Consider the following 17,826-nt stretch of genomic DNA (forward strand, 5'->3'; position numbering starts at 1 on the left):
TGCGCCTCAACCGAGGTCCGAGGGAAGTAGCCGCAATTACACGATGACTCAATTGCCAAAGGTGCGCTGCCACCAGCCGCGGCGCGGCTCGCCGTCCGTTGTTTCGCTGGCCTCGCCCGCGTCGGCGGCAACCGGTTCCGCCTCGGTTGCGGTCGCCGGTTCGCTGCTCGCTTCGGCGGCAACGGCCTTTTTCGCCCGGCTCGCGCGCTTTTTGGCCGCGGGCTTGGCCGGTTCGGGTGCGGGCGCGGCGGCGACGGTTTCGGCGGGTTCCGGCGCGGCGTCGGCAACGACCGTCCCCGCTTCGGCGGCATCGACCGCGGCCTTGGTCTTGCGCGGCGCGCGCTTGCGCTTTGGCTTTTCCTCGGCGGGCGGCGGTGCTTCTTCGGCAACGGGTGCGGCGGCCTCGACCGCCTCTACCGGCGCAGCCTCCGCCGCGACGACCGCCTCTTCGCTGGCGTCGGCCGTATCGGCCTTCTTGCGAGCGCGTCCCCCGCGGCGGCGGCGCGGTTTGGATTCGGCCTCGCCGGCCTCCATTGCGGGAGCGGCTTTGGCGGTTTCGGCGGCTTCGGCGGTTCCGGCCGGTGCGGCTTCGCCCGCCTCCGAATCGACAGCTTGGGCGGTGTCGCCATCCTCGCCGCTTTCACCGCCGACCTCATTGCCTTCCTCGTCGCGGCGGCCGCGACGGCCACGGCGGCGGCGGCGGCGACGCTTGCGGCCCTCTCCATCGCCGGGGGCTTCGTCGCGATCGCGCGAACGCGGACGCTCTTCGGCCGCTTCCTCTTCGTCTTCATCCTCCGCTTCGGGGATGTCGTCCTCCTCATCCTCGATCGGTTCGATCGGCGCAAAGCTGCGGCGCTGGGTCGGCGGCGGACCGCCGACCTCGATCGCCATGCGCGCGCCCTCGGTCTCGCCATCGGGCAGGATTTCGACGCGGACGCCGTAAAGCTCTTCGATTTCGTGCAGCTCGCGGCGCTTTTCGTTGAGGAGATAGAAGGTCGCCTCCTGGCTTGCACGCAGCGTGATCTTGCTGCCTTTGCCGCGCGCGGCTTCTTCCTCGATCAGGCGCAGCGCGCTGAGCCCCGCCGACGATGCGGTGCGCACGAGCCCGGTGCCTTCGCAATGCGGGCACGGCCGCGTCGAGGCTTCGAGCACGCCGGTGCGCAGTCGCTGGCGGCTCATTTCCATCAGGCCAAAGCCCGAAATGCGGCCGACCTGAATACGCGCGCGGTCGTTCTTCAGCGCCTCTTTCATCGCGCGCTCGACCTTGCGGACGTTCGATCCATGATCCATGTCGATGAAGTCGATGACGATCAGCCCCGCCATATCGCGCAAACGCAGCTGGCGCGCGATCTCGGCTGCCGCTTCCAGGTTGGTGTTGAGCGCGGTCTGTTCGATATTATGTTCGCGCGTCGAGCGGCCCGAGTTGATGTCGATCGACACCAGGGCCTCGGTCGGGTTGATCACCAGATAGCCGCCCGACTTCAGCTGCACGACCGGGTTGAGCATCCCGGCAAGCTGGTCCTCGACGCCATAGCGCTGATAGAGCGAGACAGGATCGGCATATTGTTTCACGCGCCGCGCGTGGCTTGGCATCAACAGTTTCATGAACTGTTTGGCCGCCTTGTACCCGTCGTCGCCCTCGACGAGCACTTCCTCGATGTCCTTGTGATAGATGTCGCGGATCGCGCGCTTGATGAGGTCGCTGTCCGAATGGATCAGCGCGGGCGCGCTCGACGCCAGCGTTTTTTCGCGAATCTCGTCCCACAGGCGGGCGAGATAGTCGAAGTCGCGCCTGATTTCGGTCTTGGTGCGGCTCATCCCCGCGGTGCGGACGATGCAACCCATCGTCGGCGGCAGGTTCATCTCGTCGATCATCGCCTTCAGCTTGCGGCGATCGGCGCCGTTCGAAATCTTGCGGCTGATCCCGCCGCCGTGCATCGTGTTGGGCATCAGCACGCAATAACGGCCGGCGAGCGACAGATAGGTGGTGAGCGCCGCGCCCTTGTTGCCGCGTTCTTCCTTGACGACCTGCACCAGCATCACCTGGCGGCGGCGGATGACGTCCTGGATCTTGTAACGGCGGCGGAGCGACATGCGGCTTTCGCCGTCCTCGTCGTCGTTGCGGCGCCCGCGCCCGCGGCCCCGGCCGCCCTTGCGTCCGTTCTGCCCCCGGCGCTTGCGGTCGCCGCGGCTATCCTTGTCCTCTTCGGCGCTCTCGTCACCGTCGGCATCGCCGTTTTCGCCGTCGTCCTCGCTTTCGCCGATCGTTTCGGGCGCCGGGGCATCGCCATTTTCGTCGTCATGCTCCTCGACGTCGGCGACATCGCCCTCCAGCTCGTCGAGATCGTCCTCGGCACGCTGCGCCGCGGCGGCGGCATGTTCGGCCTCTTCGCGCAACAGCGCGTCGCGGTCTTCTTTCGGAATCTGGTAATAATCGGGGTGGATTTCGCTGAACGCCAGGAAACCGTGGCGATTGCCGCCATATTCGACGAACGCCGCCTGCAGCGACGGTTCGACGCGGGTGACCTTGGCCAGATAGATATTGCCCTTGAGCTGCTTGTGCTCGGCGGACTCGAAATCAAACTCCTCGATGCGGTTTCCCTTGGTGACGGCGACCCGGGTTTCTTCCCGGTGCCGCGCGTCGATCAACATGCGCGTGGTCATTGGTAACACTCCAAGCGCGCCGCGGCGCGCCATCAAAAAATCCCGCAGATCCCCCTGGTGGAGGGCCGCGGCGGATAAGGGTGAAATGAAAAATATCGTTATTGCCGAAGGCGGCTTGCGTCCGGTCCTGGACGCGCATGCGGTCCTCCCGTCCGGCGAGCGGGGCAAAAGCGCCCGCGTCGGGATGGAAAGAGGGCATGGCAAGCCTCATGCGGCATCAACCTGTTACGGGGTGAGCGGGCGGGCAGGGCGGGCGATGAAGCGAACGCCCCGACTGTCCGGTCAACCGGGTGGACTGGCGGCAGGCGTGTCCGTTCCCGCATGTCCGGCGCCAAGGCGACCATGTTCCGCGAGTTTCGCGGACCAGGCCTTCCCCTCAAAAGGCCGGACGGCACCGGAAAGAACGCCGTCAGTGATGGGGTGCTAGCATCGGCGCGCGCCGACGGCAACCACAACCGCCCCCAAAGATAGGATCGCCGCCCACTGTTGCAACAATGTCATGCGCGCCCGATGCCGCCTTATGCTGAAAATGCGATCACCGGATCGTCTTTAACGCAGCGTTCAGGCTTGTGAGCCGCCGAAATCCCCACCTTTTCGATTAAGCACTGGACCAACCGCCACGCCGGACGGCATAGACGCGCCATGAGCATGTTCGCCCTTGTCGGCTTGATCATGACGCCGCCGATGACGGGTGGGGGTATCGATCGTCCGCGAACCGAGTTCGGCGCTGCGGTTGCATTTCGCGCGCAGCGGCCGGCCCGGCGCTACAGCGTCACCGTGCCGATCGGCAAGCCGAAGCCTGCGGTGCCGCTGCCGCGGATCGAAGGGCCGGCTGACAAACGCCTGCCGCTTGTCGTGATCGACGCGGGGCATGGGGGGCACGATCCGGGCGCGATTTCGCCGCACAACGGCCGCCGCGAAAAGGACGTCACCCTGGCGATCGCGCGCGCGATCCGCGACGAGCTCGTCGCCTCGCGCCGCGTCCGCGTTGCGTTGACCCGCGACGACGACCGCTTTCTGGTGCTCGAGGAACGCTATGGCATCGCCCGGCGGCTGAAGGCCGACCTGTTCATTTCGGTCCACGCCGACGCCGCGGAAAATCGCGAAGCGCACGGCGCGTCGGTCTATACCCTGTCCGAAGTCGCGTCCGACCGCGAGGCGGCGCGGCTCGCGGCGCGCGAGAACAAGGCGAATATCATCAACGGCGTCGACCTCGGCGCGCACGGCGACGATGTGTCGTCGATCCTCATCGACCTGACCCAGCGCGAAACGATGAATGCCGCGGCCGAGTTCGCCCGTCTGCTCCAGCGCGAGGCATCGGACGAGGTGCCGTTCCGCACCACCGCGCACCGCTTTGCCTCCTTCGTCGTGCTGAAAGCGCCCGACACGCCGTCGGTGCTGTTCGAAACGGGTTTCCTTTCGAACAAGGACGACGCCGCATTTCTCGCCTCGGCATCGGGGCGCAAGAAGGTTGCGCGCGGCGTGCGCCAGGCGGTGCAGATCCACTTCGCGCGGCGCATCGCCGCCGAATGATCGCCGCAGGCAGCAAATAAGTTAGTCTTGACTAACTTTCGACGCGGCGGCAGCCTTGCCGCGAGCGAAGGAGGGCGGGCATGGCGTGGAGCAACTGGTCGGGCAGTGTCAGCGCGCGCGCCGCGATCGCGCGGCCGCAAAGCGAGGATGAACTTGCGGCGCTCGTCCGCGATGCGCACCGCCTGCGCGTCGCGGGGGCAGGGCACAGTTTCATGCCGCTGTGCGAATCGGACGAGCTGATCGTCAGCCTTGATGCCATGGCGGGCGAACTCAGCGTGGCGCCCGATCGCCAGACCGCCCGAATCCCGGCGGGCTGGAGCATCCGGCGGCTGACCGCGGCGCTTTGGGATCATGGGCTCGCGCTCGCCAATCAGGGCGACGTCAATCCGCAGTCGCTCGCGGGTGCGATGGCGACGGGCACCCACGGCACCGGCGTCGACCTTGGCTCGCTGTCGACCTTTGCACGCGGCTTCCGCTTCGTCGATGCGGCGGGCGAGGTGCATTGGTGCGACGCCCAAACCAACGCCGATCTCTATCAGGCGCAGCGCCTGTCGCTCGGCCTGTTCGGCGTTGTGACCGAAATCGACGTTGCGGTCGTCCCTGCCTTTCACCTTGCCGAACGCATCGAAAAACGACCCTGGGCAGAGGTGCGCGAAAGCTATGACGAGCTGGCGCGCCAGCACCGCCACGTCGAATTCTGGTTCTTTCCGCACAGCGACCAGCTGATCGTAAAAACGCTCGACCCGTGCGACCCATGCGATCCGCCGCCGACGACGACCGACATGGAGGAAGCAACCTTCCGCCGCATCCTCAATGCATCCGCGCGCCTGCCTTTCCTCACGCCCATGCTTCAGCGGCTGATGATGAAAAGCCCCATTTCGGGTCGCCGTCGCGGACCGGCGCACGCCATTTTCCCGTCCGACCGCACGATCCGTTTCGAGGAGATGGAATATGAAATGCCGCGCGCCGCGGGGCTGGAGACGCTTGCCGAGCTTGTCGGCTGGATTCGCAGGAAAGGCCTGCCCGTCGCCTTTCCCTTTGAATATCGTGTCGTCGCCGCCGACGACATCTGGATGAGCCCGATGAATGCGGGGCCGGTGGCCGCCATTTCGATGCACCAATATGCGAAGATGCCGTGGCAAAATCTGTTTGCGGAGGCCGAGGCGATTTTCCGCAGCCATGGCGGCCGTCCGCACTGGGCGAAACGCCACGGCCTGACCCGCGCCGACGTCGCCGCCCTTTATCCGATGGCGCCGCGCTACATTGCAGTCCGCCGCGCCGCCGACCCGGCAGGCAAGTTCCTGAACCCCCATCTCGAAAGCCTTTTCGCATGACCAGCGACCGCATCCTCCACGACGCGCTGATCGGTCGGCAGGGAAGCCGCGCCGACCTCAACACCCCGGTGCTGATCCTCGACCAGGGCGCGCTCGACCGCAACATCGCGCGCATGGCGGCACTCACCAAGGCGGCGGGCGTCGCGCTCCGCCCCCACGCCAAGACGCACAAGAGCATCGCCATCGCGCGCCGTCAGCTCGATGCGGGCGCGGTCGGCGTCTGCTGCGCCAAGATCGGCGAGGCAGAGGTGCTGGCGGGCGGCGGCATCACCGGCATCCTCATCACCTCGCCCGTCGCCGCGCCCGCTGCGATCGCGCGTCTCGCGACGCTTGCGGGGCGTGCCGAGGGTCTGATGGCGGTCGTCGATCATCCGGCGGTCGCCGCGCGGCTGGACGCGGCGCTCGCGGCCGAAGGCGCGCGGCTCGACGTCATCATCGACATCGACCCCGGCATCGCGCGCACCGGTGTGGCGTCGGCCGAATCGGCGGTCGCGCTGGCGCGGACGATCGAGGCGCTGCCGACGCTGACCTATTGCGGCGTGCAATTCTATTGCGGGTCGCAGCAGCATATCGAAAGCTATGCCGAACGCCGCGCGGCGATCATCGAGCGGACGGACTATTTGCGGGACGTCATTGCTGCGCTCGCTGCCGCCGGTTTTGCGCCATCCATCGTCACCGGGTCGGGCACGGGCACGCACCGCATCGACCTCGACCTCGGCGTCTTCACCGAGCTTCAGGCGGGCAGCTATGTCTTCATGGACAAGCAATATCTCGATTGCGAACTGGCCGAGGGCGAGGCCGCGCCGTTCGAGGTGGCGCTTGCGGTCGATGCGCGCGTGGTCAGCGCCAACCACGGCGGCCTCGTCACGATCGACGCGGGGTTCAAGTCGCTGTCGACCGACGGCGGCGTCGCGGTTGTGCGGCGCGGTGCGCCCGAAACCGCCTTTTTCGCCTTCATGGGCGACGAACATGCGGCGCTGATCGCCCCCGGCATCGGCGACACACTGCGCCCCGGCGATCCGGTCAGCCTGACGGTTCCGCACTGCGACCCGACCGTCAATCTCTACGACCATTATCATGTCGTCGCGGGCGACACGCTGATCGACATCTGGCCGGTCAGCGCGCGCGGCTGCGCCCGATGACGACGCGGCCCGCGCCCAAACAGGCGCGCGCGCAGCAGACGCGCGACCGCCTGCTCGACGTTGCGGGAGGCTTGCTTGCCGAGGTCGGGCTGGAGCGGATTTCGACCAATTTGATTGCCGCGCGCGCAGGGGTCAGCCCGCCTGCGCTCTATCGCTATTTCGCCGACAAATATGCGGTGCTGGAGGCGCTGGGGCACCGGCTGATGGACCGGCAGAATGCTGTGCTCGATCGCTGGATTGGCCGTCACGCGCCCGGCGGGATCGCGGCGATGGCGGACCATATCGGCGACCTGCTCGCTGCCAACGCCGCGATAACGCGCGCCGAACCGGGGGCAGTGTGGATATTGCGCGCGCTCCATGCTTCGCCGCAGCTCGTCCATGTCCGGATCGAATCGCACCGTGCGGTGACCGACCGCCTCGCCGCCGCCTGCGCGCCGTATCTGCCGCACCTCGATCCGGCGATCCTCTGGGCGCGGCTGCGCCTTGCGGTCGAGATCGGCTTTGCCGCCGACGAAATGCTCCATGAGGAGGATCGCATTGCCGCCGAGCGGTTGTTTGCCGATGTCGCGGCGCTGCTGCGCGCCGCGCTTCTCGATGTCGATGCGCCGCTCCCCGCCGCAACGATGCTTCCCTTTCGGCGATCCACGCTTTAGAGGCGGGGGCCTATGGCCGCCGACCGTTCGACCGATTTCCGCCTGCGCCTGCGCCGCGACAGCAACGCCGTCATCGCCTGGCTCCGCGAAATGTGGACGCGGCGCTGGTTTCGCTGGCTCGGCTATCTCGCCGGCGCGGGCCTGCTTGCGATCGCGCTCGTCTGGGCGATCTTCGCGCGCGACCTTCCGTCGGTCGACCAGTTGCGCACCTACGAACCGCCGCTGCCGACCATGGTCCGCGATGCCGAGGGCAAGCCGGTCCACAGCTATGCGCGCGAACGCCGCGTCCAGCTCGACTACAGCGAATATCCGCCGTTGCTGGTGCGCGCCTTCCTTGCGGCGGAGGACAAGACCTTCTTCAGCCATGGCGGGATCGACTATCCGGGCATTGTATCGGCGATCATCACCAACCTGTCGAACAGCGGGCGCCCGGTCGGCGCTTCCACGATCACCCAGCAGGTCGCGAAGAATCTGCTGCTGACCAACGAGCTCAGCTACCGCCGCAAGATTCGCGAGGCGATCCTTGCGATGCGGATCGAGGATGCGTTGACCAAGGAGCAGATTCTCGAACTTTATCTCAACGAAATCCCGCTCGGTCGGCGCAGCTTTGGCGTTCAGGCGGCGAGCCGCGCCTATTTCGACAAGGATGTCGACGAACTGGCGCTGCACGAAATGGCTTTCCTCGCCATCCTGCCCAAGGCACCCGAACGCTATGGCCGCGCGCGGTTCGAGCGCGACGCGATTGCCCGGCGCAATTTCGTGCTCGGCGCGATGGAGGATAATGGCTGGATCACAGCGGCGCAGCGCGACGCCGCGCGCGCCATGCCGCTCGGCCTGACGACCAGCGGGAACCGCGCCGTGGCGCAGGTCGGCGGCTATTATATGGAAGAGGTGCGACGCCAGCTGATCGCCGAGTTCGGCGAAACCGCCGAAGACGGGCCGCACAGCGTCTATGCCGGCGGCCTGTGGGTGCGCACGCCCTATGACGGCAAGATGCAGGTCGCGGCGACGCGGGCGCTGCGCAAGGGGCTGCAACGCTATGACGCGGGCAAGGGCTGGTCGGGGCCGATCGCGAGGATCGAGCCCGACGAACAGTGGCAAAGCCGCCTCGCGTCGAGCTTTATCGGCATCGACTATGACAATTGGCGCGTCGCGGCGGTGCTTTCGAAAAGTGCGGGCGCGGCGCGCATCGGCTTTGCCGATGGCGATACCGGCACGCTCCCCGCGAGCGCCGCGACGATGGGTTATCGCCGCACGGGCGGCAGCGCCTTTTCGGCGCTGCGTCCGGGCGACCTGATCGTCGTCAAATCGACCGGCGGCAACAGCTATGCCTTGCGCAACATCCCCGAAGTGTCGGGCGGGATGGTCGTTGAAAGCCCGCATTCGGGGCGCATCTATGCGATGCAGGGCGGTTTCGACGTCCGCCTGTCACCCTTCAACCGCGCAACGCAGGCGGAGCGCCAGCCGGGCTCGACGATCAAGCCCTTCGTTTACGCCGCGGCGCTCGACAATGGCATGACCCCCGCGACGATGATCGTCGACGGGCCCTTCTGCGTCTATCAGGGCGCGCGTTTCGGCAACAAATGTTTCCGCAATTTCGGGGGCGCCGGGGGGTCGGGCGAACATACGATGCGCTGGGGGCTTGAACAGTCGCGCAACCTGATGACGGTGCGGGCGGCGAGCCAGATCGGCATGGAACCGGTGGTCGAAATGATCGCCCGGATGGGCATCGGCCAGCACGAACCCTATCTCTCGACCGCGCTTGGCGCCGGATCGACGACGGTGGAAAAGATGACCAATGCCTATGCCATGCTGGCGAATCACGGCCGCGAGCTCAAACCGCGCGTCATCGACTATGCGCAGGACCGCCGCGGAAAGGTGATTTTCCCCCGGAACTGGAAACCGTGCGACGGTTGCAACATGAAGGATTGGGACGGCCGCCCGATGCCGCGTTTCGAGCGTTCGGGGCGGCAACTGATGGATCCGATGACCGCCTATCAGGTCGTCCACATGCTCGAAGGCGTCGTCCAGCGCGGCACGGCCGTGCGGCTGCGCGACCTCAATGTGCCGCTGTTCGGCAAGACGGGCACGACGTCTGGCCCGAACGACGTCTGGTTCGTCGGCGGCACGCCCGACGTCGTCGCGGGCGTGTATATTGGTTTTGACCAGCCACGCAGCATGGGCGGCTATGCCCAGGGCAGCAGCTATGCGGCGCCGATTTTCAAGGACTTCGCGCTCGAAGCGCTCGCCGATCGCCAGCCGATTCCCTTCGCCGCGCCCAAGGGGATACGGATGGTCCGCATCGACCGTCGGTCGGGACGCCGCGTCTATGGCAGCTGGCCGGGGACCGATCCGCTCGCGGCGATCATCTGGGAAGCGTTCAAGCCCGAAAGCGAACCCCGGCGCACGATCCGCGAAGACGAAATCAAGCCGCCCAGAACCCCGCAGCGACAGGACGCGCCCGTCGAGCAGCGGCCCGCGCGCCGCAGCGACAGCGAGTTTCTGGAGGATCGCGGCGGCATCATCTGACGGCGCGCGCCATTTTTCGACTCGCCTTTTCTTCATCGCCGCGAAGCCCTAAGGGCGGGGTCAACATTGTTCAGGAGCAACGACATGCGCGCCGAAGCGCAGGATCATATCGACAGGATCAGGGCTGCCCTCGCGCTGCTGCGCCGCTTTCTCGACTGGGATCGAGCGGTGCGCCGCCTCGACGAACTGAATGCCAAGGTCGAAGACCCGACGCTGTGGGATAATCCCAAGGCGGCGCAGGAGGTCATGCGGGAACGCCGCCGCCTTGATGAGGCGATTACCGCGACGCGCGCGATCGAACGCGAATGCGCCGACACCGCTGAACTGATCGAACTGGCCGAGATGGAGGGCGACGAGGCGATGGTGGATGAGGCCATCGCCAGCCTCGCCGCGCTCGCCGAACGCGCCGAGGAGGACAAGGTAAAGGCGCTGCTCGCGGGCGAGGCCGACGGCAACGACTGCTATATCGAAGTGCACGCCGGCGCGGGGGGCACCGAAAGTCAGGACTGGGCCGAAATGCTTCAGCGCATGTATATGCGCTGGGCCGAAAAGCGCGGGCTGAAGGTTGAACTGATCGAATATCAGGCGGGCGAACAGGCGGGCATCAAATCGGCGACGATGCTCGTGAAAGGCGAGAATGCCTATGGCTATGCCAAGACCGAAAGCGGCGTCCACCGCCTTGTCCGCATCTCGCCCTACGACAGCTCGGCGCGGCGCCACACCAGCTTTTCGAGCGTCTGGGTCTATCCGGTGATCGACGACAATATCGAGATCGAGATCAACGAGAGCGACCTCAAGATCGACACCTATCGCGCATCGGGCGCGGGCGGGCAGCACGTCAATACCACCGATTCGGCGGTGCGCATCACGCACATCCCGACGGGTATCGTCGTGGCAAGCCAGAACGACCGTTCGCAGCACAAGAATCGCGCGACCGCGATGGGGATGCTGAAGGCGCGGCTTTACGAGGCCGAGCTGCAAAAGCGCGAGGCCGCGGCGTCGGGCGAATATCAGGCAAAGACCGAGATCGGCTGGGGTCACCAGATACGTTCCTATGTGCTTCAGCCCTATCAGCTGGTGAAGGATCTGCGCACCGGTGTCACCTCGACGGCGCCGCAGGACGTGCTCGACGGCGCGCTCGACCCCTTCATGGCCGCGGCGCTGTCGCAGAAGGTGACGGGCGAAAAGGTCGAGGTGGAGGACATCGACTGATGCGGCGCGCTGCCCTCGCGGCGCTGACGCTGCTGCCGCTGCTCGGCGGCTGCGACGGCCCCTGGAACGAGGACAGCAGCCGGATCGAAACCGCGCGCGACTTTCCGCCCGCCGACCGTCCCGTCGCGCCGACCGTTTCGACCAAATGGTCGACCGAGGAAGCGCGCGACCGCGTCAACGAGGCCGAGGACGTGATGGATTCGGCCGACGTCCGCCCCGGCATGACCGTCGCCGACATCGGCGCGGGCGACGGCTATTATACCGTGCGCCTTGCGCAGCGTGTCGGCGCCGCGGGGCGCGTGCTGGCGCAGGACATCATCCCGGAGGTGATCGAGCGGCTCGCCGATCGCGTCGCACGCGAACGGCTCGACAATGTCTCGCTCAAACTCGGCGCGGTCGACGACCCGCGCCTGCCGGCGGCCAGCTTTGACCGCGTGTTCATGGTCCATATGTATCACGAGATCGGCGAACCTTATGCCTTCCTCTGGCGGCTGCGCCCCGCGCTGCGCGCGGGCGGACAGGTGATCGTCGTCGACGGCGACCGTCCGATCCCCCAGCATGGCACGCCCTTCCGCCTGCTCGTCTGCGAGTTCGAGGCGGTGGGCTACAAGCTCGTCTCCTATGACGACAAGCAGCACGCGGGCGGCTATCTCGCGCGCTTCGTCCCCGAAGGCGAGCGCCCCGCGCCCGATGCGATCCAGGTCTGCGATAATCCCTAGACCGTCTCCGTTTCCTTCGCTTCGCTCGCAATGACGAGGGATTTCGGTCCGCGATCGCGTTCAATAAACGAGCAGCCGGTCCTCCGCCGCGACCGCCGCCAGGAAACTGACGACGCCGCCCGCCTTGACGCCGTCGACGATCCGGTCCGCGGTCAGGCCGACGAGCGCGAGACCCGATTGGCACACGACCATTTCCACCCCGCTCGCCAGCGCTTCGCCGATCAGTTCGTCCAGCCCCGGTAGTCCCGCGGTGCGGCGCGTGCTGTCGCCCGCGAACCCCGCGGGCGCGCGCAGCATCGCGGCGGCATCGCCCTGCAGGAACAGGCGCGCGCGCTGTCCCAGCGCGGCGGCGGCGATCGCGGTCTCCAGCGCCGCGCAAAAGCGCCGCCCTTCGGCCGCCGCGACGATGATGTTCAGCCCCGGCATATCGGGCACTCCGGCTCCTTCGCGACCGTCACCTCGCGCCAGCGCCGGTCGATCATGTCGATGATCGCGAGCCGCCCGGCCAGCGGCGTCCCCCAGCCCGCCAGCGCGCGCACCGCTTCCAGCGCTGCCATCGTCCCGACCATCCCCGCGAGCGCACCCATCACACCCTGCTCGGCGCAGTTGATCTCCGGCCGGTCGGGATCGTCGCCGACCAGGCAGGCATAGCAGGGATTCGCGGCGCGCCACCCCTCGTAAAGCGCGACCTGCCCCTCGAACGCACCGATCGCCGCCGAGAGCAGGGGGATTTGCAGCGCCACCGACGCGCGGTTGACCGCCAGTCGCGTAGCGAAATTGTCGCAGCCGTCGAGGATCAGGCTTGCGCCCGCCAGCAGCGTCGCGGCGTTGGCCGCGTCCAGCCGCCGGGCGACCGGAATGGCCTCGACATGGGGATTGATCCGCCGCGCCGCATCGGCCGCGACCGCGGCCTTCGATGCGCCAATGTCGGCGTCGGTGAACAAGGGCTGGCGCTGGAGGTTCGACAGTTCGACGACATCATGGTCGATGATCGTCAGCCGCCCGACCCCTGCCGCGGCCAGATAGGTGATCGCGGGACAACCGATTCCGCCCGCGCCGACGATCGCGACATGGCCCTCCTTCAGTTTCGCCTGTCCCGCGCCGCCGAACGCGGACAGGATGATCTGGCGGGCATAACGGTCGAGTTCGGCGTCGGACAACAAGCCTATTCGCCCGGCCGCCGCATCTTGATCGCGGAGAGCGAGGCGAGTTTTGCGCGCGTGCCGGTATCTTCTTCCTCTTCCCCGGTCCCGCCGCTCGCAAGGCCCGTCGATCCGAACCCGCCCGCGCCGCGCGCGGTATCGTCCAGCCGGTCGACTTCGGCAAAGGCCGCGCGCTGGACGGGCGCGGGGACGATCTGCGCAATGCGGTCGCCGCGCCGGATTTCGAAAGGCTCGTCGCCCAGATTGGCGAGGATCACCTTCACTTCGCCGCGATAGTCGCTGTCGATCGTCCCCGGCGTGTTGAGGCAGGTGATGCCATGTTTGAGCGCGAGCCCGGACCGCGGCCGCACCTGCACCTCATATCCCGGCGGGATCGCCATCGCGAATCCCGTCGCGACCGCGTGGCGCGTGCCGGGGCGGATCGTCAGCGTTTCGGCCGCGACGACGTCCATCCCCGCCGCGCCGCCCGACGCATAGGCGGGCAGGGGCAGGCCGCCGCCGTTCGGCAGGCGCTGGATCGCGATTTCAATCGCGGTCGAGTGGGGCGCGTTGTTCGAGCTCATCGGCGATCTTTTCCATCAATTTGCGGGCGACGGCCGCTTTGGGCAGCCGGTCCCAGCTGTTTACCCCGTCTTTGCTAACGATATGCACCCGGTTGCTTTCGCCGCCCATCGGGTCGGCCGCCACATCATTGGCGACGATCCAGTCGCACCCCTTGCGCGCCAGCTTTGCCTCGGCATGCGCGATGACATCGCTGGTCTCGGCGGCAAAACCGATCAGCAGCGGCGGACGTTCGGACGACTTCGCGACGCTTGCCAATATGTCGGGATTTTCAGCGAGCGCGAGCGGCGGCACGGCGCCGCTGCCGTCCTTCTTGATCTTTTGTTCCGCGGGGTCGGCGGCCCGCCAGTCGGCGACGGCAGCAACCATGATCGCGGCATCGACGGGCAGTCCCTGCCGCACCGCTTCGGCCATTTCGACCGCGGTTTCGACATCGACGCGGATTACCCCGGCGGGGGTTGGCAGCGGCACCGGGCCGGCGATCAGCAACACCTCGGCCCCTGCCTCGGCGGCGGCGGCGGCGATGGCAAAGCCCTGCTTGCCGCTCGACCGGTTGGCGATGTAGCGCACGGGGTCGATCGGCTCGTGCGTCGGCCCGGCGGTCACGAGGATCCGGCGGCCGTGGAGCGGGCGGTGGTTCGCGGGCGCGAAATCGGGTTGCCCAGAAAGGATCACGGATGCGGGCGCGTTCGCCAGCATCGCTTCGATCGCCGCAAAAATCGCGTCGGGTTCGGGCAGCCGTCCCGGCCCATATTCGCCGCACGCCATCTCGCCTTCGTCCGGCTCCATCACCGTCACGCCGTCGCCGCGCAGCACGGCGACATTGCGCTGCGTCGCGGCGTGCAGCCACATGCGCACATTCATCGCGGGCGCCGCGAGCACCGGCTTGTCGGTCGCGAGCAGCAACGTCGTTGCCAGATCGTCGGCGATACCGCCCGCCATTTTGGCGAGCAGATCGGCGGTTGCGGGTGCGACGACGACCAGGTCGGCCTCGCGGCTCAGCTGGATATGCCCCATCTCGACCTCGTCCTTCAGGTCAAACAGGTCAGTGTAAACCTTGTTTTCGGACAGCGCGGCGAGAGTCAACGGCGTGACGAACTGTGCGCCCGCTCGCGTGAGGACGCAGCGCACGACATAACCCGCCTTGCGCAGCAGGCGGACAAGCTCGATGCTCTTGTACGCGGCGATCCCGCCGCCGACGATGAGCAGGATGCGGGGCTGGGTCATCAGGTCAGAACCCCGTGGTCAACATGTCGAGCGCGCCCATGATCGCATAATGCTCCGCTTCAAGATTGGCGACCGGGCGTTGCAGACGCTCGAACGGAATCGCAAAGATCAGATGCGTCGCCATTACCAATGTTTGGCCGTTGACCGTCAAGAGCGGGTTTAGCCGCGGGATTGGTTCGACTTTCGCGGTCGGCATCAGCGGCACGACGACGCGTGACGCCAGATGATCGAGCACGTCGGCCTGGCAATCGAGAAGCAGCCCGCGACCGGGAGCACCGGGGTAGACGTCGTATCGCGCCATTCAGAGCTGCCGATACTCGTCATAGGGCATTCCGTTTTCCCGAATATAGTCGTTCCAGCTTTCGATCGCGGCACGGTTTTCTTTTTTCCAGACCAACTCGCGAGCCTTCTTCACCTCGGCTGCCAACCCCGACTGGCAGGCCTCGCTGACGTTGATGCCCAGCTTTCGCGCTTCCTCGACCAGCTCGGCGTTCAGCGACACATTGGTCGGCTTTTTGGGGCCTTCAAATCGCGCCGGACGGTTCATCCCCATTCTCCTTGCGCATAACATATGCGCATTGGATTTCCGATTCAACCCAGCCAGTTCAGCGCCGCGGCACCCGCCGCCGCGCCGACCAGCGCGGTCAGCGCGTAACGCCACCAGACGCGCCGCTCGCCGCGTTCCCACATCAAGGGAATGTCGGGCAGCGGCGGCGCGGGCGGCGCGGCGCCCTTGCGCGGCAATTGTTCGTCGAGGCGGCGGATGATGTCGGGGATCAGCGCCAGCGTCCGGCCCTGTTCGCGCAGCCCGTCGGCGAGCGCGGCTTCGGGGCCCAGCTCGTCGCGGATCCATTCTTTGACGAACGGTCCCGACACGTCCCACATGTTGATCTGGGGGTTCAGCATCGTTGCGACGCCTTCGACCATCACCATCGTTTTCTGGAGCAGGAGAAGGTGCGGCTGCGTCTGCATGTCGAAATCGCGCGTGATCGCGAACAGCCCGTCGAGCATCTGCCCGACGCTGAGCTCGCTCACCGGCTTGCCGCGCATCGGTTCGCCGACCGCGCGCAGCGCCGTCGCGAACTCCTCGACATTGTGGTAATCGGGCACATATTGCGCCTCGAAATGAATCTCGGCGACGCGGCGATAATTGCCCGTCGTCAGTCCATAGAGGATTTCGGCCAGCCAATAGCGCGCCTGCCGGTTGATCCGCCCCATGATGCCGAAATCCACCGCGGCGATCGTCCCGTCGGCCTTCACGAACAAATTGCCCTGGTGCATGTCGGCGTGGAAAAAGCCTTCGGCAATCGCCTGCCGCAAGAAAGCGTGGACCAGATTCGCCGCCAGCTTCTCCATGTCGTGCCCGGCGGCGACCAGCGCGTCGCGATGCGATATCTTGATGCCGTCGATCCAGCTCATCGTCATCACGCGGCTGTTGGTGCGGTCCCAGTCGATCGCGGGCACCTCATATTCGGGCACCGCCGCCATCGCGTCGGACAATTCCGAAGCCGAGGCCGCCTCGCGCCGCAGGTCGAGCTCGCGCAAGGTCCAGCGGCGGAAATTGGCGATCACCTGGCGCGGGCGCAGCCGCGATGCCTCGCCGCCGAAGGCTTCGAGATGCGCAGCCGCCCATTCATAGGTTTCGATGTCGCGTGCGAACTGTTTGTCGATGCCGGGGCGGCGGATCTTGACCGCGACGCGGCGCCCGTCGGTGGTGACCGCGCGGTGGACCTGCGCGATCGACGCCGATCCGACGGGATCGGGGTCGAATTCGCTAAAGAGGCTTTCGAGCGGCGCCTCGAAGGTCGCCTCGATCTCTTGCCGGATGCGCGCAAAGCTGACGGGGGGCAACGCATCCTGAAGCGTGAGCAGGTTGCGCGCGGCGTCCTCGCCGACCAGGTCGGGCCGCGTGGCCAGCGTCTGTCCCAGCTTGACCGCGGCGGGGCCGATCGCCTGAAAGGCGGCGGCATAGTCGGGCGTTTTCGGTTGGATCGTGCCGAACCGCGCGATCCGGCACAGCCGCTTGACGCCAGGCGGGGTCGCCGGTGCGGTCTCGATGCCCCGCAGCGCGCCGTGACGCGCGAGGATGCGGCCCCATTTCAGCAGACGGGCAATATGGGTGACGGGACGGGTCATATCCGAAAGCCCGCTCCCTTCAGGGGATGGGTCGGGGTGGGGCCTCGCGGCGTGGCGCAAGGCCTCTGGCCCCCACCCGCAGCGACCCGGATCAGGGCCGGGGCTCGCTGCCCTTCGCTGAAGGGAGGGATGAACGCCAGTCGCCCGCTCACGCCTTCCACCCGCTGTGAATCGCGACCAGTCCGCCCAGGATCGGTTCGACCTTGACCGCGGTAAAGCCCGCATCGCGGATCATCCCGGCAAATTCGGGCATCGGCGGAAAGCGGCGGATCGATTCGATCAGGTAACGATAGCTGTCCTCGTCGCCCGCGATCAGCTTGCCGAGCTTCGGCACCAGATGGTGCGAATAGGCGTCATAGGCTTGGGCGAACCCCGGCCATTCGTTCGTTGAAAACTCCAGGCAGAAAAAGCGCCCGCCAAAGCGCAGCACGCGGTGCGCTTCGCTGAGCGCCGCGGGGATGTCGGTGACGTTACGGATGCCGAAAGCGATCGTATAGGCGTCGAAAAAGCGGTCGGGGAAGGTCAGCTTTTCGGCATTTTGTTCGGACCACACCAGGCTGTCGATGCCGCGCGCCGCCGCGCGCTCCATGCCGACGGCCAGCATGTCGGGGTTGATGTCGGCGACGGTGATGCTTGCCCCCGATGGTTCCATGCGGAACGCGATGTCGCCGGTGCCGCCCGCCATGTCGAGGATCGCCTCGCCCGCGCGCGGCTTGACGCGGCGCACAAAGCGGTCCTTCCACAACCGGTGCATCCCGCCCGACATCGCGTCGTTCATGATGTCATATTTGCGTGCGACGCGGCTGAACACCTCGCCGACCATTGCGGTCTTTGCACCCGCGGGAACCTGCTCATAGCCAAAGCTGACGGTATCGGGAGTGGCCATCGTTTGCGCGCCTTTTGCGGGGGAGATCATCTGTTGCGTCGGCCTTTAGCCGGGCCTTGCCGCGCGC

The 17,826-nt window shown here is 66.8% G+C and carries 15 protein-coding genes and 1 pseudogene; 7 read left to right on the forward strand and 9 right to left on the reverse strand.

The genetic code is table 11. The features are described 5' to 3' along the window. Positions 1-48 precede the first annotated feature (48 nt). A complete protein-coding gene (locus HUW43_RS05700; RefSeq protein ID WP_188236475.1) occupies positions 49-2,664 on the reverse strand; it encodes a ribonuclease E/G in 2,616 nt (871 codons plus the stop codon). A gap of 597 nt (positions 2,665-3,261) precedes the next feature. Here HUW43_RS05700 and HUW43_RS05705 point away from each other — a divergent pair. The 7 genes from HUW43_RS05705 to HUW43_RS05735 all read left to right on the forward strand — a co-directional run bounded on the left by HUW43_RS05705 (position 3,262) and on the right by HUW43_RS05735 (position 11,786). Beyond that, positions 3,262-4,197 carry an N-acetylmuramoyl-L-alanine amidase gene (locus HUW43_RS05705; RefSeq protein WP_317450834.1) on the forward strand — a complete coding sequence of 312 codons (936 nt, stop codon included), beginning with the start codon at positions 3,262-3,264 and terminating at the stop codon, positions 4,195-4,197. An 80-nt stretch (positions 4,198-4,277) separates the two neighbouring features. Continuing rightward, positions 4,278-5,531, forward strand: coding sequence for a D-arabinono-1,4-lactone oxidase (locus tag HUW43_RS05710; RefSeq protein ID WP_188236477.1), 1,254 nt, complete (start codon positions 4,278-4,280; stop codon positions 5,529-5,531). Next, positions 5,528-6,673 (forward strand): DSD1 family PLP-dependent enzyme, encoded by a 1,146-nt coding sequence (locus HUW43_RS05715; protein WP_188236478.1) that lies wholly within the window; start codon positions 5,528-5,530, stop codon positions 6,671-6,673. The genes HUW43_RS05710 and HUW43_RS05715 overlap by 4 nt, the downstream gene beginning before the upstream one ends. After that, entirely contained in the window at positions 6,670-7,326 is a 657-nt protein-coding gene (locus HUW43_RS05720) for a TetR/AcrR family transcriptional regulator (RefSeq protein WP_188236479.1), read from the forward strand. Before HUW43_RS05715 ends, HUW43_RS05720 begins: the two co-directional genes overlap by 4 nt. Before the next feature lie 12 nt (positions 7,327-7,338). Then, complete coding sequence (locus HUW43_RS05725) at positions 7,339-9,855, forward strand: penicillin-binding protein 1A (RefSeq protein ID WP_188236480.1); 2,517 nt, start codon at positions 7,339-7,341, stop codon at positions 9,853-9,855. Positions 9,856-9,939: 84 nt separating this feature from the next. Next, a complete protein-coding gene (gene prfB / locus HUW43_RS05730) occupies positions 9,940-11,067 on the forward strand; it encodes a peptide chain release factor 2 (protein WP_188236481.1) in 1,128 nt (375 codons plus the stop codon). Beyond that, positions 11,067-11,786 carry a class I SAM-dependent methyltransferase gene (locus HUW43_RS05735; protein ID WP_188236482.1) on the forward strand — a complete coding sequence of 240 codons (720 nt, stop codon included), beginning with the start codon at positions 11,067-11,069 and terminating at the stop codon, positions 11,784-11,786. Before prfB ends, HUW43_RS05735 begins: the two co-directional genes overlap by 1 nt. A gap of 60 nt (positions 11,787-11,846) precedes the next feature. Here HUW43_RS05735 and HUW43_RS05740 read toward each other — a convergent pair whose 3' ends face one another. The 8 genes and pseudogenes from HUW43_RS05740 to HUW43_RS05775 all read right to left on the reverse strand — a co-directional run bounded on the left by HUW43_RS05740 (position 11,847) and on the right by HUW43_RS05775 (position 17,759). Then, positions 11,847-12,212: a DsrE family protein gene (locus HUW43_RS05740; protein ID WP_188236597.1), complete on the reverse strand. Its 366-nt coding sequence runs from the start codon at positions 12,210-12,212 to the stop codon at positions 11,847-11,849. After that, positions 12,200-12,949: a HesA/MoeB/ThiF family protein gene (locus HUW43_RS05745; RefSeq protein ID WP_188236483.1), complete on the reverse strand. Its 750-nt coding sequence runs from the start codon at positions 12,947-12,949 to the stop codon at positions 12,200-12,202. Before HUW43_RS05745 ends, HUW43_RS05740 begins: the two co-directional genes overlap by 13 nt. Before the next feature lie 101 nt (positions 12,950-13,050). Beyond that, positions 13,051-13,512 (reverse strand): annotated as a pseudogene (gene dut, locus HUW43_RS05750) (dUTP diphosphatase); the annotation flags it as partial. Then, complete coding sequence (coaBC, locus tag HUW43_RS05755) at positions 13,475-14,737, reverse strand: bifunctional phosphopantothenoylcysteine decarboxylase/phosphopantothenate--cysteine ligase CoaBC (protein WP_188236485.1); 1,263 nt, start codon at positions 14,735-14,737, stop codon at positions 13,475-13,477. The pseudogene dut and the gene coaBC, both read right to left, overlap by 38 nt. 4 nt (positions 14,738-14,741) lie before the next feature. After that, positions 14,742-15,038, reverse strand: coding sequence for a CcdB family protein (locus tag HUW43_RS05760; RefSeq protein WP_120222050.1), 297 nt, complete (start codon positions 15,036-15,038; stop codon positions 14,742-14,744). Then, positions 15,039-15,284 (reverse strand): type II toxin-antitoxin system CcdA family antitoxin, encoded by a 246-nt coding sequence (locus tag HUW43_RS05765; RefSeq protein WP_120222051.1) that lies wholly within the window; start codon positions 15,282-15,284, stop codon positions 15,039-15,041. Positions 15,285-15,328: 44 nt separating this feature from the next. After that, a complete protein-coding gene (gene ubiB / locus HUW43_RS05770; RefSeq protein WP_188236486.1) occupies positions 15,329-16,873 on the reverse strand; it encodes a 2-polyprenylphenol 6-hydroxylase in 1,545 nt (514 codons plus the stop codon). A gap of 148 nt (positions 16,874-17,021) precedes the next feature. After that, entirely contained in the window at positions 17,022-17,759 is a 738-nt protein-coding gene (locus tag HUW43_RS05775) for a class I SAM-dependent methyltransferase (protein WP_188236487.1), read from the reverse strand. Positions 17,760-17,826 lie beyond the last annotated feature (67 nt).

Origin of the sequence: Sphingopyxis sp. LK2115, assembly GCF_014595975.1 — a bacterium.
Taxonomy (GTDB): domain Bacteria; phylum Pseudomonadota; class Alphaproteobacteria; order Sphingomonadales; family Sphingomonadaceae; genus Sphingopyxis.